Raw genomic sequence first — 17,771 nt, forward strand, 5'->3', positions numbered from 1 at the left:
TGCATGTCTGCCTTTTCCCGCTGCCTCAGAAATTGATACAGTATTGATCTACATCAAATCGGATGCTACGCAAGCCCCATTCGTCGCCAACGCAACGAGCTCTTGAAGGACGGGCAATGACTGTCGTCCCCATTACCTCGCCGGATCTGGATGCGGTTGAGGTCGCCTGGTTCGCCGCGCTCTGTTCGGACGACTATCGCTATCTCGGCGTGCCCGACGGCGCACTGCGCTCGAACTGGGCGCACTGCTCCGAGATCGTGAGGACCTCCGAGGAGCTCGGCTTCCGCAACATCCTATGTCCGTCGTCCTATCAGGTCGGGCAGGACACGTTGAGCTTCGCCGCCGGCTGCGCGCCGATCACCTCGAGGATCAATCTGCTCGCGGCCGTGCGTTGCGGCGAGATGCAGCCGATCATGCTTGCACGCACCATCGCGACGCTGGACCATATGCTTGAAGGCCGGCTGACCGTGAACATCATCTCGTCGGACTTTCCTGGCGAGACGGCCGACAGCGCCTACCGCTACCAGCGCTCGCGCGAGGTGGTGCAAATCCTGCGCCAGGCCTGGACCCAAGATACGATCGATTTCGAGGGCGAGGTCTATCGTTTCAAAGGCGTCCCGACGGCGCCGGCAAAGCCCTACCAGCAGAATGGAGGGCCGCTGCTCTATTTCGGCGGCTATTCGCCCGATGCGCTCGATCTTTGCGCCGAACAGTGCGACGTCTACCTGATGTGGCCGGAGACGAAGGAGGAACTCGCCGGCCGCATGAAATCGGTGCACGCGCGGGCCGCGCGTCATGGGCGCACCCTCGACTACGGATTGCGTGTCCACATGATCGTGCGCGACACCGAGGCCGAAGCGAAGGAGTATGCCCGCGAGCTGGTTTCCAAGCTGGATGACGAGCAGGGCAGGGCAATCCGCGAACGGGCGCTCGATGCCCGATCGCTTGGCGTGTCGCACCAGGCCAAGGCCCGCGAAATCGCCGATGCGGAAGGCTATGTCGAGCCGCATCTATGGACAGGCGTAGGGCGGGCGCGCTCGGGCTGCGGCGCGGCGCTGGTGGGCTCAGCCGATCAGGTGCTGTCGGAGATCGAGGCGTATATGAAGATGGGCATCCGAGCCTTCATCTTCTCCGGCTATCCGCATCTCGACGAAGCGCGGCATTTCGGCACCAAGGTGCTTCCTCAGCTCAAGACGTGCTCGTTGCCGCATGCCTACGGGCGTGTGCCGGACCGGGTTCCGGCAACACCATTGGGAAGAGGGGAGCGCCACTGATGGAGCATTTCGTGTGCGACCCGCGTCTGTTGCGCAACGCATTCGGGCGCTTCGCCACCGGTGTCACGGTCGTCACCACCGGCACCGCCGACGGCCCGGTTGCCATCACCGCCAACAGCTTCTCGTCCGTCTCGCTCGATCCGCCGTTGGTGCTCTGGTCGATCGGCCGCCAATCGCGCCGGTTCGACGCCTTCGCCAATGCGGCGCATTACGCCATTCACGTGCTGGCGGACGATCAGATCGAGCTTTGCTGGCGCTTTTCGAAATCAGGGACCGATTTTGCCGGTCTCGAGCTGACCTGGAACGGGCACGGCGTGCCGCTGCTGCCGCGGGCGCTGGTGCGGTTCGAATGCAGCGTCGCCGACCGCTTCCCGGCGGGCGACCATATGATCCTGCTTGGGCGCGTTCTTGAACTGGAGACGCAGGAAGATCTGCCGCTGCTCTTTGCTGGCGGCAAGTCCCGACCTCAAGGCGAGGGATGATGACGCCCGGCGCCGTCCAGTGCTGGTGCGGTCGACTGGCGCAACACCAGATGGCAGGCGAGCTCGACGCGGCGCGGCGGCAGCGCCGAGTGGGCCATGTCGTCGAGCAACAGGCTGAGCGCTGCCGAGCCAATCTCGCGCATGGGAATATGCATCGCCGTCAACGGCGGGTTGCAGAAGGCTGCCTGCGGCAGGTCGTCCATGCCGACGACCGAGACATCGGCCGGCACCGAATATCCGGCCTCCTGGATGCCGGCGATGGCACCGAAGGCCAGGCTGTCGCCCGCCGTCAGCACTGCCGTGAAATCGAGGCCGCGATCCGCGATGCGGTCGGTGACGGCCTTGCTTGCGAGCTCCGGAAGCCAGTCCTCAACCTCGACCACCAGGTCGTCGAAGCTGGTGATGCCGCCCACCGTCAGCGCGTCGCGCCAGCCCTCATAACGGCGCTCGATCGTGCGCCGACCGCGCCGCATCAGGAACAGGATGCGGCGGTGGCCAAGACCGATGAGGTGTCGCCCAGCGAGCATGGCGGCGGAGCGGTTGCAGGGCGTCACGCTCGAATGGCGCATCGAGGGATCGTCGCCGTTGACGAGCACGATCGGCTTGGAAAAGCCGGCCGTCAGCGTCAGCACGTCAGCATCGTCCAGCGTCAGGAAGAGACAGCCGGCGACGCTGTCATCGTGTTCGGATTCGCGCAGGAGGGCGATTTCGTCCTCGGGCGTCGCGACCGGCCGGGTCACCAGCTCGACGCCCAGCAGCCGGGCGCGTTCGTTGAGCCCGTCGAGGACGTGATAGGTGAACTGGCTGCGGGCGCTGTCGACCATCGCCACGCTGCTTGCAGCCAGGATGACCTTGCGGCCGGCAACCGAGGCCGGGATGGCGTAGTTCATCGACTTCGCCGTCTCGATGATCGTGGCGCGAAGCTCATCCTTGACGCCGCCGACGCCGCTCAGCGCGCGGGAGGCGGTGCTCACGGAAACGCCGCACCGCGCCGCGATCTCTTCCAGTCGAACACGGCGGCTGGGGCGGCCGCGCTTGCCCTGGATCGTCATAGGTTCCCGCGCCTCTGGCAAAATCGTCCAAAAATTCTGCAAAAAAATTTCATGTTGCGCAAGAAAAATCCCTGTGGAACAGTTCGCGTGAGGCTGGAGAAACGGGAGGAGTGATGCCGCTTTCGGCCGAACGCCTGAATTCCGCGCTTGCGAGCCTCGTGGCCGGCATGACCGGCTTGCGCCATGACGGGCGGTTCGATGAGCCCAACCTCGACGGGACGCCGGGCGACTATGTCAGCTTCGACAGCTGGGAATGGCCGCAAGGCGTCGGGCTCTACGGGCTAGTCCGGCTGTGGGCGCAGACCGGCGACGAGCGGCTGCTGCAAACGATCGAGGCCTGGTACGACCGGCGCATCGCGGCCGGGCTGCCTGCGATGAACGTCAATACCACCGCGCCTCTGTTGGCGTTGAGCGAGCTTTGGCGCCGCCGGCGCCAGCCGCGCTTCGAGCCGGTCTTGCGCGACTGGGCCGAGCAGGTGGTCACCGCCATGCCGCGGGCCCCCGAAGGCGGCTTCCAGCACAATGTTTCGGACAGGGTCAACGACGACGAATTGTGGGACGACACGCTGTTCATGGTGGCGCTGTTTCTCGCGTCCTACGGCCAGGCCGCCGGCCAGCGTCGCTTCGTCGAGGAGGCGGAACGGCAGTTTCTCGTCCACGCCCGCTATCTAGCCGATCCGGCGTCGGGGCTGTGGTTCCACGGCTGGACGTTCGAAGGCCGGCACAATTTCGCCCGCGCGCTTTGGGGTAGGGGCAATGCCTGGATCACGGTGGGCATCCTCGACCTAGTGGAGTTCGCCGAGATATCGCCTCCGGTGCGGGCCTACCTGCTCGGCGTGCTGGAGACGCAGATAGAAGCCCTGCTCAAGCTGCAGGCCGGGTCGGGCGCTTGGCATACCTTGCTCGACGATCCGAGCTCCTATGAGGAAATCTCTGCCACGGCCGGCTTCGGCTACGGACTGATGAAGGCTGCGCGGCTTGGAATCGGGCCTGCGGCGTGTCGTGCGGCGGGCCTGCGCGCCCTGGACGCGGTGGTGGCCAACATCGATGACAAAGGTGTGGTTGCGAACGTGTCCTACGGCACGCGCATGGGTCACGATCTGCAATTCTACCGCGATATTCCGATCCACCCGACGGGCTACGGGCAGGCGCTGGCCATCCTGTGCCTGACGGAAGGCTCACGACATCTGAAGTCGAAGATCGAGGCGGCATGATGCGCACGCTCTACGGCGCATCGCCGGCGGACATCGCCGGCATGGATACGGAGCGGCTGAGAGCCGAATTCCTGGTCGACGACCTGTTCCGGTCGGGCGCGATTGAATTCGTTTACACCCATGTCGACCGCATGCTCGTCGGCGGCGCCGTTCCGTTGGGCGAGCCGCTGATGTTCGGCAACGGAGCCGATGTCGGCACAGAACTCTTCTTCACGGCGCGTGAGATGGGTATCGCCAACCTGGGCGGCGGTGGCACAGTCGCTGTAGATGGCACGCGCTTTACCCTGGCCAACCGCGACATCCTCTATATCGGACGTGGCGCGCGCGAGGTGACGCTGGCGAGCGACGATCCGGAGAGGCCGGCGCGCTTCTACATGAACTCGGTGCCGGCCGGCGCCGACATTCCCCATCGCCTCATCTCCAGGAGTGAAGCCAAGCCGCTGGTGCTGGGCGAGGAGGCGCGCGCCAACAAGCGCACGCTGCGCATGTACATCCACCCCGAAGTGGCCCCGTCATGCCTTCTACTGATGGGCATCACCGACCTCGCGCCGGGCAGCGTGTGGAACACCATACCGCCGCATCTGCATGAGCGGCGCATGGAGGCGTATTGCTATTTCGACCTCGCCGCTTCGGACCGGGTCGTCCATCTGATGGGCCGACCCGACAGTACCCGCCATCTGATGGTCGCCGACGGCAACGTTGTCCTGTCGCCGGCCTGGTCGATCCATATGGGCGCGGGCACCGGTCCCTACGCCTTTGTCTGGGGCATGACAGGGGAGAACCAGGCCTACACCGATGTCGACCGGGTTGCCGTGAAGGATTTGCGATGAGCGTGGCCGCGCAAAGCGCTCAGACCGATTTCACGCTGCGCCGGCCGCTCATGGCCGGGCGGCCGATCGCCTATTGGCGGCTCGGTCCCGTCGTCGAGCAGCGCTACGACGTGGCCGATCAGCCCATGAAGGGCGAGATGGATCCCTTCTTCTTCCTGACCAAGCACAAGAATTTCATTCCGCATGAATATCCGTGCCGCACGCAATTCGCAGCGGAACGTCGCGGCAAGCGGCCTCTGGTCAGCTCCGAATTCAGCGCCGGGCGCATCTGGCTGCCCTTCGCCTCGCCGCGTATCGACCTGTCGGGTTTCTGGTTCCGGCCCACCGTGCTCGGGACCTGGGCTGAGACGACGATCGAGGCCGCCTCGCCCGGCGAGGCACGGTTCAGGCTGCGCACATGCGGCGGCGCCATAGTCTTCGCCAATGGCGCGGAAGCCGGATGGATGGCGCCCTATGGCCGCAATCTGGAAAGCGCCGAGGACTTCAAGGTCGCGCTGAAGGCCGGCCGCAACGAAATCCGGATATGGTTCGACGATCTCGCCGAGCGCGACGCCCGCTACTATTTCCAACTCGACTACCTGTCAGGTCCAACAGCTGCGATCGCGTTGCCGATCGAGGTCGAGGGTGCGGTTGCGGATGCGATGGAGGCGGCGCTCGACGACATGCGTTTCGAGCGTGCCGCTTATGACCGCGGCGAGGTGGCGTTGGTCACCGGCGTGGCGTTGCCGCGCGACGCAGCGGTCGCGGTCGAGATCGAGGGCGATTTCATGTCGATCGAAGCACCGGTGCGCTTTGCCTTCGATCTGCCCGCCAGCCAGAAGCGCCTGCCAATCGCCGATACCGAGCAACTGCCGGCCGACTTTCGTCATTTTAAGGTGACGCTGGCGATCGGAGGCCATGCCGTATCGCGCGTCTTCGGCGTGGAGATCTGCCACGCGCGCCGCCAGGGCGCCGCGCCGGAAACGCTTGCCGCGCGCATCGACGAGGCGCTTAGTGAAGTCGCCGATCATGCCGAGGCCGATACGGTGCGCGCGCTGGCACGGCTGGCGATCGGGCAGGCGGGCGCCGAGACGGACGCCATGGTCTCCGGGGCTCTGCCTGCGATCGAGGATTGTCACGATTGCGCCGATTTCATCCTGGTGCCGCTGCTGTGGTGCCGCAAGGCCTATGGCGATCGGCTGGAAGCAGATCTGCGCGCGCGTGTCGACAAGGCCATCCTCGGCTACCGCTATTGGATGGACGAGCCCGGCAATGACGTGCAGTGGTATTTCTCCGAGAACCACGCGCTGCTCTTTCATACCGCCGCCTACATTGCCGGCGGGCTTCTGCCGGAAGCATGCTTCGAGCGGTCGGGCCGCCTTGGCCGCGAGCAGTCGGCCGTGGGTGCCGCGCGGGTACGGGCCTGGCTCGATCATTTCGAGGCATGGGAAATGGCCGAGTTCAATTCGGCGCCCTACTTTCCGATCGACCTCAAGGGTCTGTGCGCGCTCTACGCACTGGCTCCCGACAAGGACATCGCCGAACGTGCCGGCAACGCGGTGATACGCCTGCTGGAGATCGTCGCCCGCTCGGCCCATCACGGCATTCTCACCGGCGCGCAAGGCCGCTCCTATGAGCACACGCTACGCGCCGCGCGCTCCCTGGAACTGTCGGGCATCTGCCGCATGGTCTGGGGCAAGGGCAACTACGGCATGCGCTTCCACGCGTTGCCGCAACTGGCGCTTTGCCTGCGCGACCACGGCATGAGCGTTCCAGCCGAGCTGGCGGCGATCGCCTCTGTCACCGACGATACGGCCTGGGAATGGACGTTCGCGCAGGGGCAGGACCGCTTCGCGCGGCTCTATCACCACAAGACGCGTGACCATGCGATGGGCAGCGCGGCCGGCTATCGCTGGAACCAGTGGGGCTATCAGGAGACCGCCGTTCACGCCCGGCTGGGGAAGAATCCGGATGCTCAGATCTGGATCAACCACCCGGGCGAAGTCCTGCAGTCGGGATATGGCAGGCCGTCCTATTGGGGCGGCTCTGGCACCTTGCCGCGGGTTCACCAGTACCGCGATCTCGCTGTCGTCAGCTTTGCCTGTTCGGACGAACAGCCGGACTTCACGCATGCCTGGTTTCCGACAAGTGCCTTCGATGCCGTGCGCGTGGATGGCCACCTGGCGTTCGCGCAATCGGGCGATGCTTTCGCCATGCTGAAAACGGACGTGCCGCTCTTGCAGGTCAAGGCCGGTCCGACGGCCGGCAACGAGTTGCGGGCGGCTGGGCGCAGGGCGACATGGATCGTTCGCCTCGGCGACCGGACCAGCGATCTGCAAACGCTCGATGCCTGGGCCGCCGCCTTCGCGGACCTGTCGGTGCGGTCGGGCTCCGACGGCGAACTGATCGTCGAAGACCCGGATTACGGCACCGTGCGTTTCCTCGCCGACGCGAGGGTCGTGGCCGAGGGGCGGATGCTCGATCCGGCCGACTGGACGGTGCGCGGCGAGGCGACGCGCATGAAACGCAGACAATAGGGAGGAATCGGCCGCGGCCCTCAAGAGGAGAGGGCGAGGCGGCTTGAAAGGTCGGGGCGCCGCCCCGGACAAAGGAGGAGACGAAGCATGACCAAGACCCGCACTTGGCTGGCCGCGATATCGGTCAGCCTGCTCGCATCAACCAGCGCGTTTGCCGGCGACGTGCGCATCATGTGGTACTCGGACGGTGTCGAAGGCGATGTCATCCAGGATCTTCTGAACCGCTTCATGAAGGACAACCCGGACATCCACGTCACGCTTGACAACGTTGCCTACAAGGTGATCCAGGAGCAACTGCCCATCCAGCTCGAAGCCGGTCAGGGACCGGATATCGCACGCGTCACCAACATCAAGGAACTCGCGCAGCACTGGCTCGACCTGCGGCCGCTGCTGGCCGATCCGAAATACTGGGACGACAATTTCGGTGATACGCTCGACTGGATGCGCCCCGACGGCTCCAAGGCCATCACGGGTTTCATGACCCAGCTTACGCTTACCGGCGGCTTCGCCAACAAGACGCTGTTCGAACAGGCCGGCGTGGCAATGCCCGGCGACAAGGCGACTTGGGACGACTGGGTCAACGCCGCGGCGCAAGTGGCGAAGAGCCAGCAGCTTCCAGCTGCTTTCGCGATCGACCGCTCTGGCCACCGCATTTCTGGCGCCAATATCTCCTACGGCGCAAACTATATCGGACCCGATGGCACGCCGGCGAAAGTGGACGACGGCACCAAGGCATTCGTCGGCAAGCTCGTCGACTGGACCGCCAAGGGCCTCATGCTGAAGGACACCTGGGTCTCGGCGGCCGGCTCGACCTATCGCGCGGCCGCCGACGATTTCGTCAATGCCCAGATCCCATTCTACTATTCGGGAAGCTGGCAGGTCGCCAATTTGTCAACCAAGATCGGCGACAGCTTCGACTGGGTGGCGACCGGCTCACCTTGCGGCACCGCCGGCTGCTCGGGCGTGAAAGGCGGCGCGGCGCTGGTCGCCATCAAATACACGAAGAACCCCAAGGACGTCGCCAAGGTCATGGACTATCTGGCCCGCGAAGACGTCGTGAAAGAATTCAGCGAGCGCACGCTGTTCCTGCCGGCGCACAAGGGCGTTATCGAGAAAGGCGGACTGAAATGGGTTTCGACCGACAAGAATGTCGGTCCGGCGCTCGACAAATTCGTCAAGGCGGCCAGTGAGACGCTGCCGGCGGCCGACGCGCTGCCGCCGTGGAAGTGGGCCAATGCCTATTATGCGGCGTTGGTAACCCGTGTTAGCCAGGTGATGGCCGGCGAGCTCACGCTCGACGAGGCCTGGGCCAAGATCGACCAGGACATCGCCGACAAGGTCGCAGAGGCCAAGTGACCGCCGCCGCGATGCTCAAGGCATGGACCGGCGCCGCTCTCGCTGCGCCGGTCGCCTGGCTTGCATCGGTCGTCAACGTGCCGCTCAAGTCCTGGCAGCGGGCGACGGGTACCGGCGGCATGGCCGCCTTCTTCCTTGCCCCGAACATGGCGATCTTCGGCATCTTCGTGCTGGTGCCGCTGGTTATCAACTTCTTCTATTCGGCCACCTCTGGAACGGCCTATTTCCTGCAGGACCGCACCTATGTCGGGCTGGAGCAATATCAGCGCCTGCTCGACTGCGGCAGTTATCTGGACCCCGCCACCTGCCGTGAGGACCTTTTCTGGAAGGCCGTGCACAATACGGGCCTATTCGTCGTCGTGCAGGTGGCGCTGATGACGATCGTGTCGATCGCAACCGCGCTGATCCTCAACCGCGAGATCGTGGGCCGTAGTTTCTGGCGCGCGGTGTTCTTCTTTCCGGTGCTGCTGTCGCCCGTCGTCACCGGCCTGATCTGGCGCTGGATCCTGCAACGCCAGGGGCTGCTGAACCTGATCGTCCACGACATGGGCGGCGAGCCGTACAACTGGCTGACGGATCGTTTTTGGGCCTTCGCCGCCGCCGTCAGCGTTTCGGTCTGGGCCCATATGGGCTTCTACACGCTCATCCTGCTTGCCGGCCTGCAGGCGATCCCGCGCGATCTTTACGAGGCTGCCGAGATGGACGGCACGAAGCCGGCGCGAATATTCTGGCGCATCACGCTGCCGCTCCTGATGCCGAACCTGCTTGTCGTCATCGTGCTGGCACTGATCCGCGCCGTGCAGATATTCGACGAGGTCTATGTGCTGACGGGAGGAGGGCCGGGGACCTCCACCCTCTATCTCACGCAATACATCTATGAGATCGGCTTCGCCTCCCTGCTGCGCAATCCGGGGCTGGCTTCGGCGGCTTCCATCCTGATGGGGCTGGTGCTGGTCGTGCTCACACTACTTCAGCTGCAGGTCGGACGGCGGGGCGAACGGAAGGGTGCGCGCGAATGAGCGGCGTCGCGACATTCCTGACCCGCCGGCGCGGCGGTCGGGGCTGGCATTGGACGGACGTCGTCAGCTGGCTGTGGCTCGCCGGCGGGCTGGTGATCATGTTCGGCCCGGCCGTCTGGCTGTTGGGCTCGTCCTTCAAGACGCCGGCGCAGCTTGCTGAATTTCCGCCGACCATCCTGCCCTATGTCAGCCAGCAGGCAACGGTAGAAGGTCACGACAAGCCGCTCACTCTCTACAGGGTGAAGCTGCCGGATGGTTCAACCAAGGTGCTGGCCGAGGTGCGCCGCATCGGCATCGTGGCGCAGATGGTGGACCCGAAGGCGCCGAACGAGATCGTGAAGGTCAACATCGCCAACCGTGAACCGGTGCGCGAAATCGGCCTTGCGACGGAGAACTACACCGAGCCCTTCGTCCATTTCGACTTCCTGCGTTATCTGCGCAATTCGGTTTTCGTGACGGCCATGGCGACGCTGATCACCCTGCTCACCAATTCGATGGCCGCTTTCGCCCTGTCGAAATACAGGTTTCGCGGCCGCGATCTCACCATGCTGTTGATCGTCGGCACGCTGATGGTGCCGCTATCGGTCATCCTGGTGCCGCTCTATTCGGTGGTGAGTGCTGTCGGCCTGCTCGATTCACTGTGGGGCGTGATCCTGCCGACAGTGGCGACGCCGACAGGCGTGTTCCTGTTGCGTCAATATATGCTGACCATCCCGGACGAGCTGCTGGATGCGGCGCGCATGGACAACGCGTCCGAATGGCAGATCTACTGGCGAATCGTATTGCCTCTTGCCGCACCGGCGCTCGCCGTGCTCGCGATCTTTTCGGTCGTCTGGCGCTGGAACGACTTCCTTTGGCCGCTGGTGGTTCTGTCGCGCAAGGAACTCTACACGCTCCAGGTCGGGCTCAACACCTATGCCGGCCAGCTCAATGTGCAGTGGCATTACATCCTGGCCATGACCGTGGTGACGATGATCCCCGTCGTCCTCGTCTTCGTCTTCCTGCAGCGCTACATCACATCCGGCATTGCCGGTACCGGGCTGAAGTGAGGGTGTGATGGGACGGATAACGCTGACCGACATCGATCGCGCCTACGGAAAGATAAAGATCCTGCACAACATCAATCTCGACGTCGGCGACGGCGAGATGCTGGTGCTTGTCGGTCCGTCTGGTTGCGGCAAGTCCACGCTGCTGCGTCTGATCGCCGGGCTCGACCGGCCGACCGGCGGCAAGATCGAGATCGACGGCGCCGACGTCACCGAGGTTTCGGCCGCGCGGCGCGGGCTGGCGATGGTGTTCCAGTCATATGCGCTCTACCCGCACATGAGCGTGCGACAGAACCTTGCCTTCGGGCTCGAGAACATCCGCATGCCGAAGGCCGAGATCGATGCGCGCATCACGGAAGCGGCGCGCATGCTGGACATTGCGCCCTATCTCGATCGCCGGCCCGGTCAACTGTCGGGCGGGCAGAAGCAGCGTGTAGCGATCGGCCGTGCGGTGGTGCGCAATCCGACCGCTTTTCTTCTGGATGAACCGCTGTCCAACCTCGACGCCGAACTCCGCATCAGCACGCGCGCCGAATTGGCCGCGCTGCACAAGCGACTGGCAACCACGATGATCTACGTGACCCACGACCAAGTCGAGGCAATGACGCTGGCGGACCGCATCGTGGTGATGCGGTCCGGGCGGATCGAGCAGGTCGGCCGGCCGCTGGACCTCTACAACGCACCGGCAAACCTGTTCGTTGCGGGCTTTATCGGCGCGCCGCGCATGAATCTTTTGCCGGCCAAGGTGCGTTCCGCCAGCGGCACGCAAGTGCACGTCGAAGGTCCGGGCGGGCTTTCGGCAGCGATTGCGGCCGACGGAACCGCACTGAAGCCCGGCGACGAGGCGACGCTTGGCATACGGCCGCATGACATCGAACTTTCGGACGGCAGCAAGGGATCGGTCGAAGCGCGGGTGACGCTGGCCGAAGCGCTGGGACCGGAAACCGTCGTTCACGCCACCATCGCCGGCGACAACAGACTGGTCGCGGTGCTCAAGCGCCAGGACGTCCAGACGCAAGGCCAGCCGATCAACCTCACCCTGCCGCCGGAGCGGATGCATCTCTTCGATTCCACCGGGCTGCGGATCGCTTCGCGCTGAGCGGCTCCCGCTAGCGTTGGCTAAGAGCGGCCGCCTCCCGCAGCGAGGCGGCCGGCTGGATTCGCCGTCCAAAGCCCCGGAGCAGCTGCGCCACAGTGTCGACCAGCGACGCATTCGTGGGTGCCGTTGAACCGTCCGGCAGTAGAAGATTGTTCTCGAAGCCGACGCGGACATCTCCACCAAGCAGCGCTCCCGCATGCTGCAACCGGTTGACCAGGCGCTCGCCATGAAGTTCAGCTGTTTATCGCCTCGCGGCCCGTAACTTCCGCGATGAAGATTCTAAAGAACACGTGGGGAAGGCGTCCCATGTTCGAGGACGTGCCTGGCTTGAGTGCGCCTGGCTCCCACCAGTCGGCGTGCTTGCTCAAGACGGACCATGCATGATCGATCTCGATCTTGTGCCCGATCCGGTCAGGGAGTTCCTCATAGCGGCCGCTGACAACCACACTTTTCCAGCCACGGCCCATATTGCGTTCATCGACCTGCACTGAGACGAGCGGATTGGCGCGCATCCACTCGATCTTCTTGCCCAGCATGGAGAAGGCATAAAGGTGATTGTCCGCGTGGGCGTAATAGAAAGGCACGACGTAAGGTTGCCCGTCTTCGGCGCAGGCTAGGCGGCCGATGCGATTGGCTGTGAGTAGCTTTGTGCATTCCAAAGCGGAAAGTGTGCGGATCTGCATGGCAAGCTCCTAAAATGCGGGCTTCGTGCCGCGATTTCCCCGGAACGCGTGCAGCGGCGACCTGGTAGAGAGCGCCCACCTTTTCGCCCTGGGCATATATTTCGGCGCCTGCCGGGAAGAAGCTGACCGGCTGTACTATCGTTCCTTCGACGACGGGCGAGGGATCCTGCTGTGGCAGATAAGACAGGAGTTCGATCTTGGCGGAAGCTTGAGCGTACATGGCTGTGTCCCGGTGAATTCGTGACAACAGCAATCGCGCAAATCCCGACGCGCCGAAATTCGGTTATGTCCCTACGGGAAATTGCGTAGAGCGGAACCCCGAAATCATCCGATCGACCCAGATCTCACTGAGCAACCACTTGGTCCGATGTCTTGGGGCCAATGATTAATCTTCTTTTGTGTCGTTTGGTTCGCCAGACCATACGAGACGATACGAAGGATATGGGTTGGCTAACCATCCACTAAACCATTGATTTCCCTCTGGATTCACACACCCTCCGGGCCCACCATTATCATTATTTATCAATGGCTTACGGGTCGATTCGCCAACAGGTTCGCCAGCAACGGCTTGCAGGTGACGAGCCGCACGACCCGATCCATGCCTTGCACCGCCAGACGAACCTGTGATGCCTCGCGTGAATAGAGTCCGCGTGATCGATGTCGTCGTGCCCCCAGCACATCCATGAGCTGTCTGGTCGAGGCCTCTGCCTCGGCGAGATAAATGCCAAGCGACTTTCTCAGTCCGTGCAGCGTCAGCCCTTTCGGAAGCCCGGCGAGCTTGCACCACCGAGCCATGGTCCCGGTCAGGGATTTGGCGGAGAAGGGCTGGCCGTCGAGGCTGGATTTATCAAAGATGGTAGCGGGAGGTCGCTACCGCCGTTCCCCACACTAAGGGGACGTACGATACTTCCTCCGTTGTCCTCCGTTGTTGCGCGTAGTGGTGGTTCACCTCTATGTCGCTTTGATCCGTCGAGAACGGAAACTTTGACCCGAAGCAGGTATTGGCAAACCTTGGTCCAGATTTTCGGGGGGCGGCGCTCACTCCATGTCGAGATGGTTGTTGGAACATCGCGGCCCGCGAGCCACTCATGATCGTCAAACCGCGCATCCTTCCTTATCGAAGAAATGCAGATGCTCGGGTGCAGCCTTCAGCCCAACCTCGGCGCTAATTTCAGGCATTGTCCCCTGGTTATGGATCACGAGGCAAGTCTGGCCCCCGTCCAGTTCGACATGAATGAGCGTGACGGCGCCGGTGTATTCGGCGAGCCTTACCTTGCCGCGCAGCGTTTCGGCCGAGGGCTGCACGAGCGACAGGTGCTCGGGCCGGATACCGACCGAGACAGCCGTCGCGGGCACGGACGCGCCGTGGCTGATCGGCTGCCCATCGGCCAGCGGCAGTATGTTCATCTTCGGGCTGCCGATGAACTGGGCGACGAAGATGGTGCCAGGGCTTTTGTAGAGGACGCGGGGTGTGCCAACCTGCTCGATCTTTCCTTCGCGCAACACGACGATCTTGTCGGCAAGGGTCATGGCTTCGATCTGATCATGGGTGACGTAGATCATCGTGGTCGACAGGCGTTGATGCAGCGCCGCGATCTCGGAGCGCATGTGGACACGCAGTTCGGCGTCGAGGTTCGAAAGCGGTTCGTCGAAGAGAAAGACGTCGGGATTGCCGACGATGGCGCGGCCGATGGCCACGCGCTGGCGCTGTCCACCCGACAGTTGACGCGGGAAGCGGTCAAGCAATGGTTCGAGCTTCAGCGTCGAGGCGGCTTCCGAGACGCGCCGGGCGCGCTCACCGGCCGGCACTTTGCGGACCTTGAGGCCGAAGCCCATATTGTCGCGCACCGTCAGATGCGGATAGAGCGCATAGGACTGGAACACCATGGCGACGCCGCGTTTGGCTGCCGGCACCTCGTTGACGATGCGACCGCCGATCGAAAGCTCGCCTTCGCTGATATGCTCCAGGCCGGAGATCAACCGCAGCAGCGTCGACTTTCCGCACCCCGACGGGCCGACGAAGACGACGAACTCGCCGTCCTCAATCTCCAGATCGACGCCACGGATGACCTCGACCGTGCCGAAGCGCTTGCGGATATCCTTGAGCAGAACCTTGGTCACGACTTGCCTTATCCCTTGACGCCGGAGAGCGCGAAGCTCTCGATGATCTGGCGCTGGGCGATCAGATAGATGATGAGTATGGGAACTACGGCTAGGCTCGTCGCCGCCAGTTGCAGGTTCCACAAAGGCAGGCCGTAGCTGTCGTTGAAGTTGGACAGCGCCAGCGGCAGCGTGAACTTATCGAGCGAACTGAGGAAGATCAACGGCTCGAGGAACAGGTTCCACGAATGCAGGAATGTGATGATCGCAACCGCGGCAAGCGCCGGCCGCGCCATTGGCAGGGCGATCTTCCGCCAGACGCCGAACCGCGACAGCCCGTCCATCTTGCCGGCTTCTTCGAGTTCCCTGGGCAGCGCCAGGAAGAACTGGCGCATCAGGAATGTGGCCACCACGCCCTGCGGGCCGAAGACCGGCAGCAGGATGAGCGGCCAGTGCGTGTCAATGAGGCCCATGGCGCGGATCAGGAAAAAATTCGGGATGATGGTGACCTCTTCCGGCACCATCAGAGCCATCACCAGAAACAGCATCAACAGTCCAGCGCCGGCGAAGCGGATGCGGGCGAGTGCGTAGCCCGCGAGCGAGGCGATGAACAAGGTCAGCACCGTCACGGTCGCTGCGATGTAGAGCGAGTTGAAATACTGCCGCGCGAAAGGCTGATAGGCGAACACTTCCGCGAAGTTCTCGAAGCGCCAGACGCGCGGGATCAAGGTCGGCGCGCCGAAGATTTCGGTGGTGCTCTTGAAGCCGCCGGAAATCATCCACAGGAACGGGAACACGAAGGGCACAGCCAAAAGCAGCAGGGCCACGGTCCAGCAGATGCGGTAGAGAGTCTCGATCCGGCGCGGGGTCATTCCATGTCCCTCCGCCGCAGCATCACCTGCACGAGGGTGAGCGCCATGACGATGGCGAACATGATCAGCGCAAGTGCCGCCGCATAGCCGACATTGAAGAATTTGAAACCCTGCTGGTAGATGTAGAAGGCCAGCACCAGGGTGCCGTTTTCCGGGCCGCCGCCGGTCATCTGATAAATGTGGTCGAACACCTTGAACGAACCGATCGTCGTCAGCACCATGATGACGAGCGTCGTCGGCGCGAGCAGCGGCCAGGTGATCATGCGGAAGACCTGCCAGCGCGAGGCACCCTCCAGCGTCGCGGCCTCCTCATAGTCGCGCGGTATCGATTGAAGTGCGGCGATATAGAGGATCATGTTGAGCCCGACCATCTTGATGACGCGGGTGACGATAACGGCTGCCATCGCCCAGTTGGGCTCGCGCAGCCAATTCGGACCATCGATGCCGATCCAGGCGAGCATCTGGTTCACGGCGCCGCCTTCGCCCTGCAGCATGAATTTCCAGACGATCGCCCAGGCGATCGCCGACGTGACCACCGGCGCGAAGAAAACCGTGCGAAAGAAGACGACGCCGAAGAACGGCCGCGACAGGGCCAGCGCAAGCGAGAGCGCCAGCGCTATGTTCAGGGGGACAAGCCCCAAGGCGAAGATCACTGAATTGCGCACGACATGCCAGAAATCGGGATTTTCCAGCAGGGCATTTTCGAAATTGCGGAGCCCGACGAATGTCGCCTGCTGGCTGAGCAGGTTCCACTCGGTCATCGAATAATAGAAGATGGCGACCAGCGGCCCCAGGAAGAAAATCAGGAAACCTATGAAGGTGGGGCTGACGAATAGCCAGGCCTCCAGCATTTCCCTGGTTTTCAAGGTCAGCCACGGCGCGCCTGGCTGGCGCGCCGCATTGTCTCGCGATGCCGTGCCGGCCACGAAGCGCGGTCCTCTCAGAGCAGCGGCTGGATGGCGGCGCAGACGCCTTTCAGCGCCTCCTCGACATTGGCGTCGGCGCGCCACAGCGCGTCGACGCGCGGCGCCATCGCGGCGAAGATCTGCGGCACGTGCTCATGTGAGGGGTGGACGCGGCCGTTGACGATCGCGGCGGCGACATTCTTCATCTGAGCCGGCGGGATCAGCTTGTTGGAATTGACGAAGGCGTCGCTTTCAAGAACGCTCTTGCGGGCCGGCGGGAAGAACTGCGCCATGACAGCGACATTCTCCTTGCTGGTCATCTCGGCCACCAGCTGGGCGGCAAGCTCGGTGTTTTTGCCGGAGGCAAAGACGGTCAGCGCGGCCTGGCCGATGACAGGAGCCTCGCCCGCCGGTCCCGAAGGCAGCGGCGCGATGCCCCATTTGAAGCCGGCCTCGGGCATTTTCGAGGCGCGCGAGATCTGGTTCACGGTCATGGCCGAATTGCCGGAGAAATAGTCGCCCTGTTCTCCCGGCGGTACGATCGACTTGTCCTTGAACACCATATCGTGGAGCTGTTTGATGGCGGCCACCGCTTCCGGCTTGTCGAGGCCGCATTGGCCGTTGGCCCACAGATCGCCGCCATAGGCGCGCACGGGCGGCAGCAGCGCATGCGTCATGCGCGAGGCGTAGCCTTCGCCGTCCTTGAACTCGAAGCCCCATTTGCCGGGATTGGCCTCGGTGAGCTTCTTCGCCACCTCCTGGAATTTCTGCATGGTCCATTCGCCCTTGGCGGCGAGCTGGTTGGGGTCTTCAAGGCCGGCTTTGTCGAACATGTCCTTGTTGTAGTAGATCAGGAAAGGCGAGGTCGAGAACGGCACGCCAAGCACCTTGCCGTCCTTCTGCCACAGCGCCATTGCCGGCTGGGTGAAATCGTCGAAATCATATCCCTGGGTCGCCTTCAGCGTCGGGCCGATGTCCATCAGCAGCCCGGCATTCTCGAAGGCGGGTGCGGCATCCTCCATCATCCAGGCGATGTCTGGAGCATTGCCGCCAGCGACCTGGAAGGTGAGCTTTTGCGTATAATCGGCGACGGGAACGGTTTCGAATTTCACCGTGACGCCCGGGTGCTTGGCGATGAAACCGGCGGCGATGCTGTTCAGCATCTTGAGATGGGCCTCGCTGCCGGTCCACACGGTTACCCTCAGTTCCTGCGCCAGCGATTGCGCCGACAGGGCGAAGAGTGCCAGCGCCGATAATGCGAATTTCAGTGCGGTCTTCATGGTTTCCTCCCGAAACGATGATGGTTCAATCGACGGCCCGGCC

At 63.5% G+C, this 17,771-nt stretch carries 15 protein-coding genes and 2 pseudogenes; 9 read left to right on the forward strand and 8 right to left on the reverse strand.

Annotated features, from left to right (window positions below):
• Positions 1–116: 116 nt before the first annotated feature.
• Together FJ425_RS05720 and FJ425_RS05725 are read left to right on the forward strand one after the other, a co-directional pair.
• A complete protein-coding gene (locus tag FJ425_RS05720) occupies positions 117–1,274 on the forward strand; it encodes an LLM class flavin-dependent oxidoreductase (RefSeq protein ID WP_140691615.1) in 1,158 nt (385 codons plus the stop codon).
• Positions 1,274–1,756: a flavin reductase family protein gene (locus FJ425_RS05725; RefSeq protein ID WP_140722259.1), complete on the forward strand. Its 483-nt coding sequence runs from the start codon at positions 1,274–1,276 to the stop codon at positions 1,754–1,756. Before FJ425_RS05720 ends, FJ425_RS05725 begins: the two co-directional genes overlap by 1 nt.
• Here FJ425_RS05725 and FJ425_RS05730 read toward each other — a convergent pair.
• Entirely contained in the window at positions 1,741–2,808 is a 1,068-nt protein-coding gene (locus FJ425_RS05730; RefSeq protein ID WP_140722262.1) for a LacI family DNA-binding transcriptional regulator, read from the reverse strand. The genes FJ425_RS05725 and FJ425_RS05730 overlap by 16 nt on opposite strands.
• Before the next feature lie 113 nt (positions 2,809–2,921).
• Between FJ425_RS05730 and FJ425_RS05735 the strand changes: the two genes are divergently transcribed.
• From FJ425_RS05735 to ugpC, 7 genes are all read left to right on the forward strand, one after another.
• Positions 2,922–4,022 (forward strand): glycoside hydrolase family 88 protein, encoded by a 1,101-nt coding sequence (locus FJ425_RS05735; RefSeq protein WP_140722265.1) that lies wholly within the window; start codon positions 2,922–2,924, stop codon positions 4,020–4,022.
• Positions 4,019–4,852, forward strand: a complete 834-nt coding sequence (gene kduI, locus FJ425_RS05740) for a 5-dehydro-4-deoxy-D-glucuronate isomerase (protein ID WP_140722268.1) — start codon at positions 4,019–4,021, stop codon at positions 4,850–4,852. Before FJ425_RS05735 ends, kduI begins: the two co-directional genes overlap by 4 nt.
• 50 nt (positions 4,853–4,902) lie before the next feature.
• On the forward strand, positions 4,903–7,368 hold the full coding sequence (locus FJ425_RS05745) for a hypothetical protein (protein ID WP_140722507.1): 2,466 nt from the start codon (positions 4,903–4,905) through the stop codon (positions 7,366–7,368).
• A gap of 87 nt (positions 7,369–7,455) precedes the next feature.
• Positions 7,456–8,724, forward strand: coding sequence for an ABC transporter substrate-binding protein (locus FJ425_RS05750; protein WP_140722271.1), 1,269 nt, complete (start codon positions 7,456–7,458; stop codon positions 8,722–8,724).
• Positions 8,725–8,735: 11 nt separating this feature from the next.
• Complete coding sequence (locus FJ425_RS05755) at positions 8,736–9,743, forward strand: sugar ABC transporter permease (protein WP_140692444.1); 1,008 nt, start codon at positions 8,736–8,738, stop codon at positions 9,741–9,743.
• Entirely contained in the window at positions 9,740–10,792 is a 1,053-nt protein-coding gene (locus FJ425_RS05760; RefSeq protein WP_140691597.1) for a carbohydrate ABC transporter permease, read from the forward strand. Before FJ425_RS05755 ends, FJ425_RS05760 begins: the two co-directional genes overlap by 4 nt.
• A gap of 7 nt (positions 10,793–10,799) precedes the next feature.
• Positions 10,800–11,888 (forward strand): sn-glycerol-3-phosphate ABC transporter ATP-binding protein UgpC, encoded by a 1,089-nt coding sequence (ugpC, locus tag FJ425_RS05765; protein ID WP_140691594.1) that lies wholly within the window; start codon positions 10,800–10,802, stop codon positions 11,886–11,888.
• 10 nt (positions 11,889–11,898) lie between these two features.
• Here ugpC and FJ425_RS05770 read toward each other — a convergent pair.
• The 7 genes and pseudogenes from FJ425_RS05770 to FJ425_RS05805 form a co-directional block, all read right to left on the reverse strand.
• Positions 11,899–12,084: pseudogene (locus FJ425_RS05770) on the reverse strand (3-keto-5-aminohexanoate cleavage protein); the annotation flags it as partial.
• A 37-nt stretch (positions 12,085–12,121) separates the two neighbouring features.
• On the reverse strand, positions 12,122–12,571 hold the full coding sequence (locus tag FJ425_RS05775; RefSeq protein WP_140722274.1) for a pyridoxamine 5'-phosphate oxidase family protein: 450 nt from the start codon (positions 12,569–12,571) through the stop codon (positions 12,122–12,124).
• 522 nt (positions 12,572–13,093) lie between these two features.
• A pseudogene (locus FJ425_RS05785) lies at positions 13,094–13,402 on the reverse strand (tyrosine-type recombinase/integrase); the annotation flags it as partial.
• A gap of 264 nt (positions 13,403–13,666) precedes the next feature.
• A complete protein-coding gene (locus FJ425_RS05790) occupies positions 13,667–14,692 on the reverse strand; it encodes an ABC transporter ATP-binding protein (protein WP_140541411.1) in 1,026 nt (341 codons plus the stop codon).
• Between the two features lie 8 nt (positions 14,693–14,700).
• Positions 14,701–15,543, reverse strand: a complete 843-nt coding sequence (locus FJ425_RS05795; RefSeq protein WP_140630067.1) for a carbohydrate ABC transporter permease — start codon at positions 15,541–15,543, stop codon at positions 14,701–14,703.
• Positions 15,540–16,394: a sugar ABC transporter permease gene (locus tag FJ425_RS05800; protein ID WP_140722510.1), complete on the reverse strand. Its 855-nt coding sequence runs from the start codon at positions 16,392–16,394 to the stop codon at positions 15,540–15,542. Before FJ425_RS05800 ends, FJ425_RS05795 begins: the two co-directional genes overlap by 4 nt.
• An 89-nt stretch (positions 16,395–16,483) precedes the next feature.
• Positions 16,484–17,728 (reverse strand): sugar ABC transporter substrate-binding protein, encoded by a 1,245-nt coding sequence (locus FJ425_RS05805; RefSeq protein WP_140722277.1) that lies wholly within the window; start codon positions 17,726–17,728, stop codon positions 16,484–16,486.
• Positions 17,729–17,771: the final 43 nt, after the last annotated feature.

It is taken from the genome of Mesorhizobium sp. B2-7-2, assembly GCF_006440775.1.
Taxonomy (GTDB): Bacteria; Pseudomonadota; Alphaproteobacteria; order Rhizobiales; family Rhizobiaceae; genus Mesorhizobium.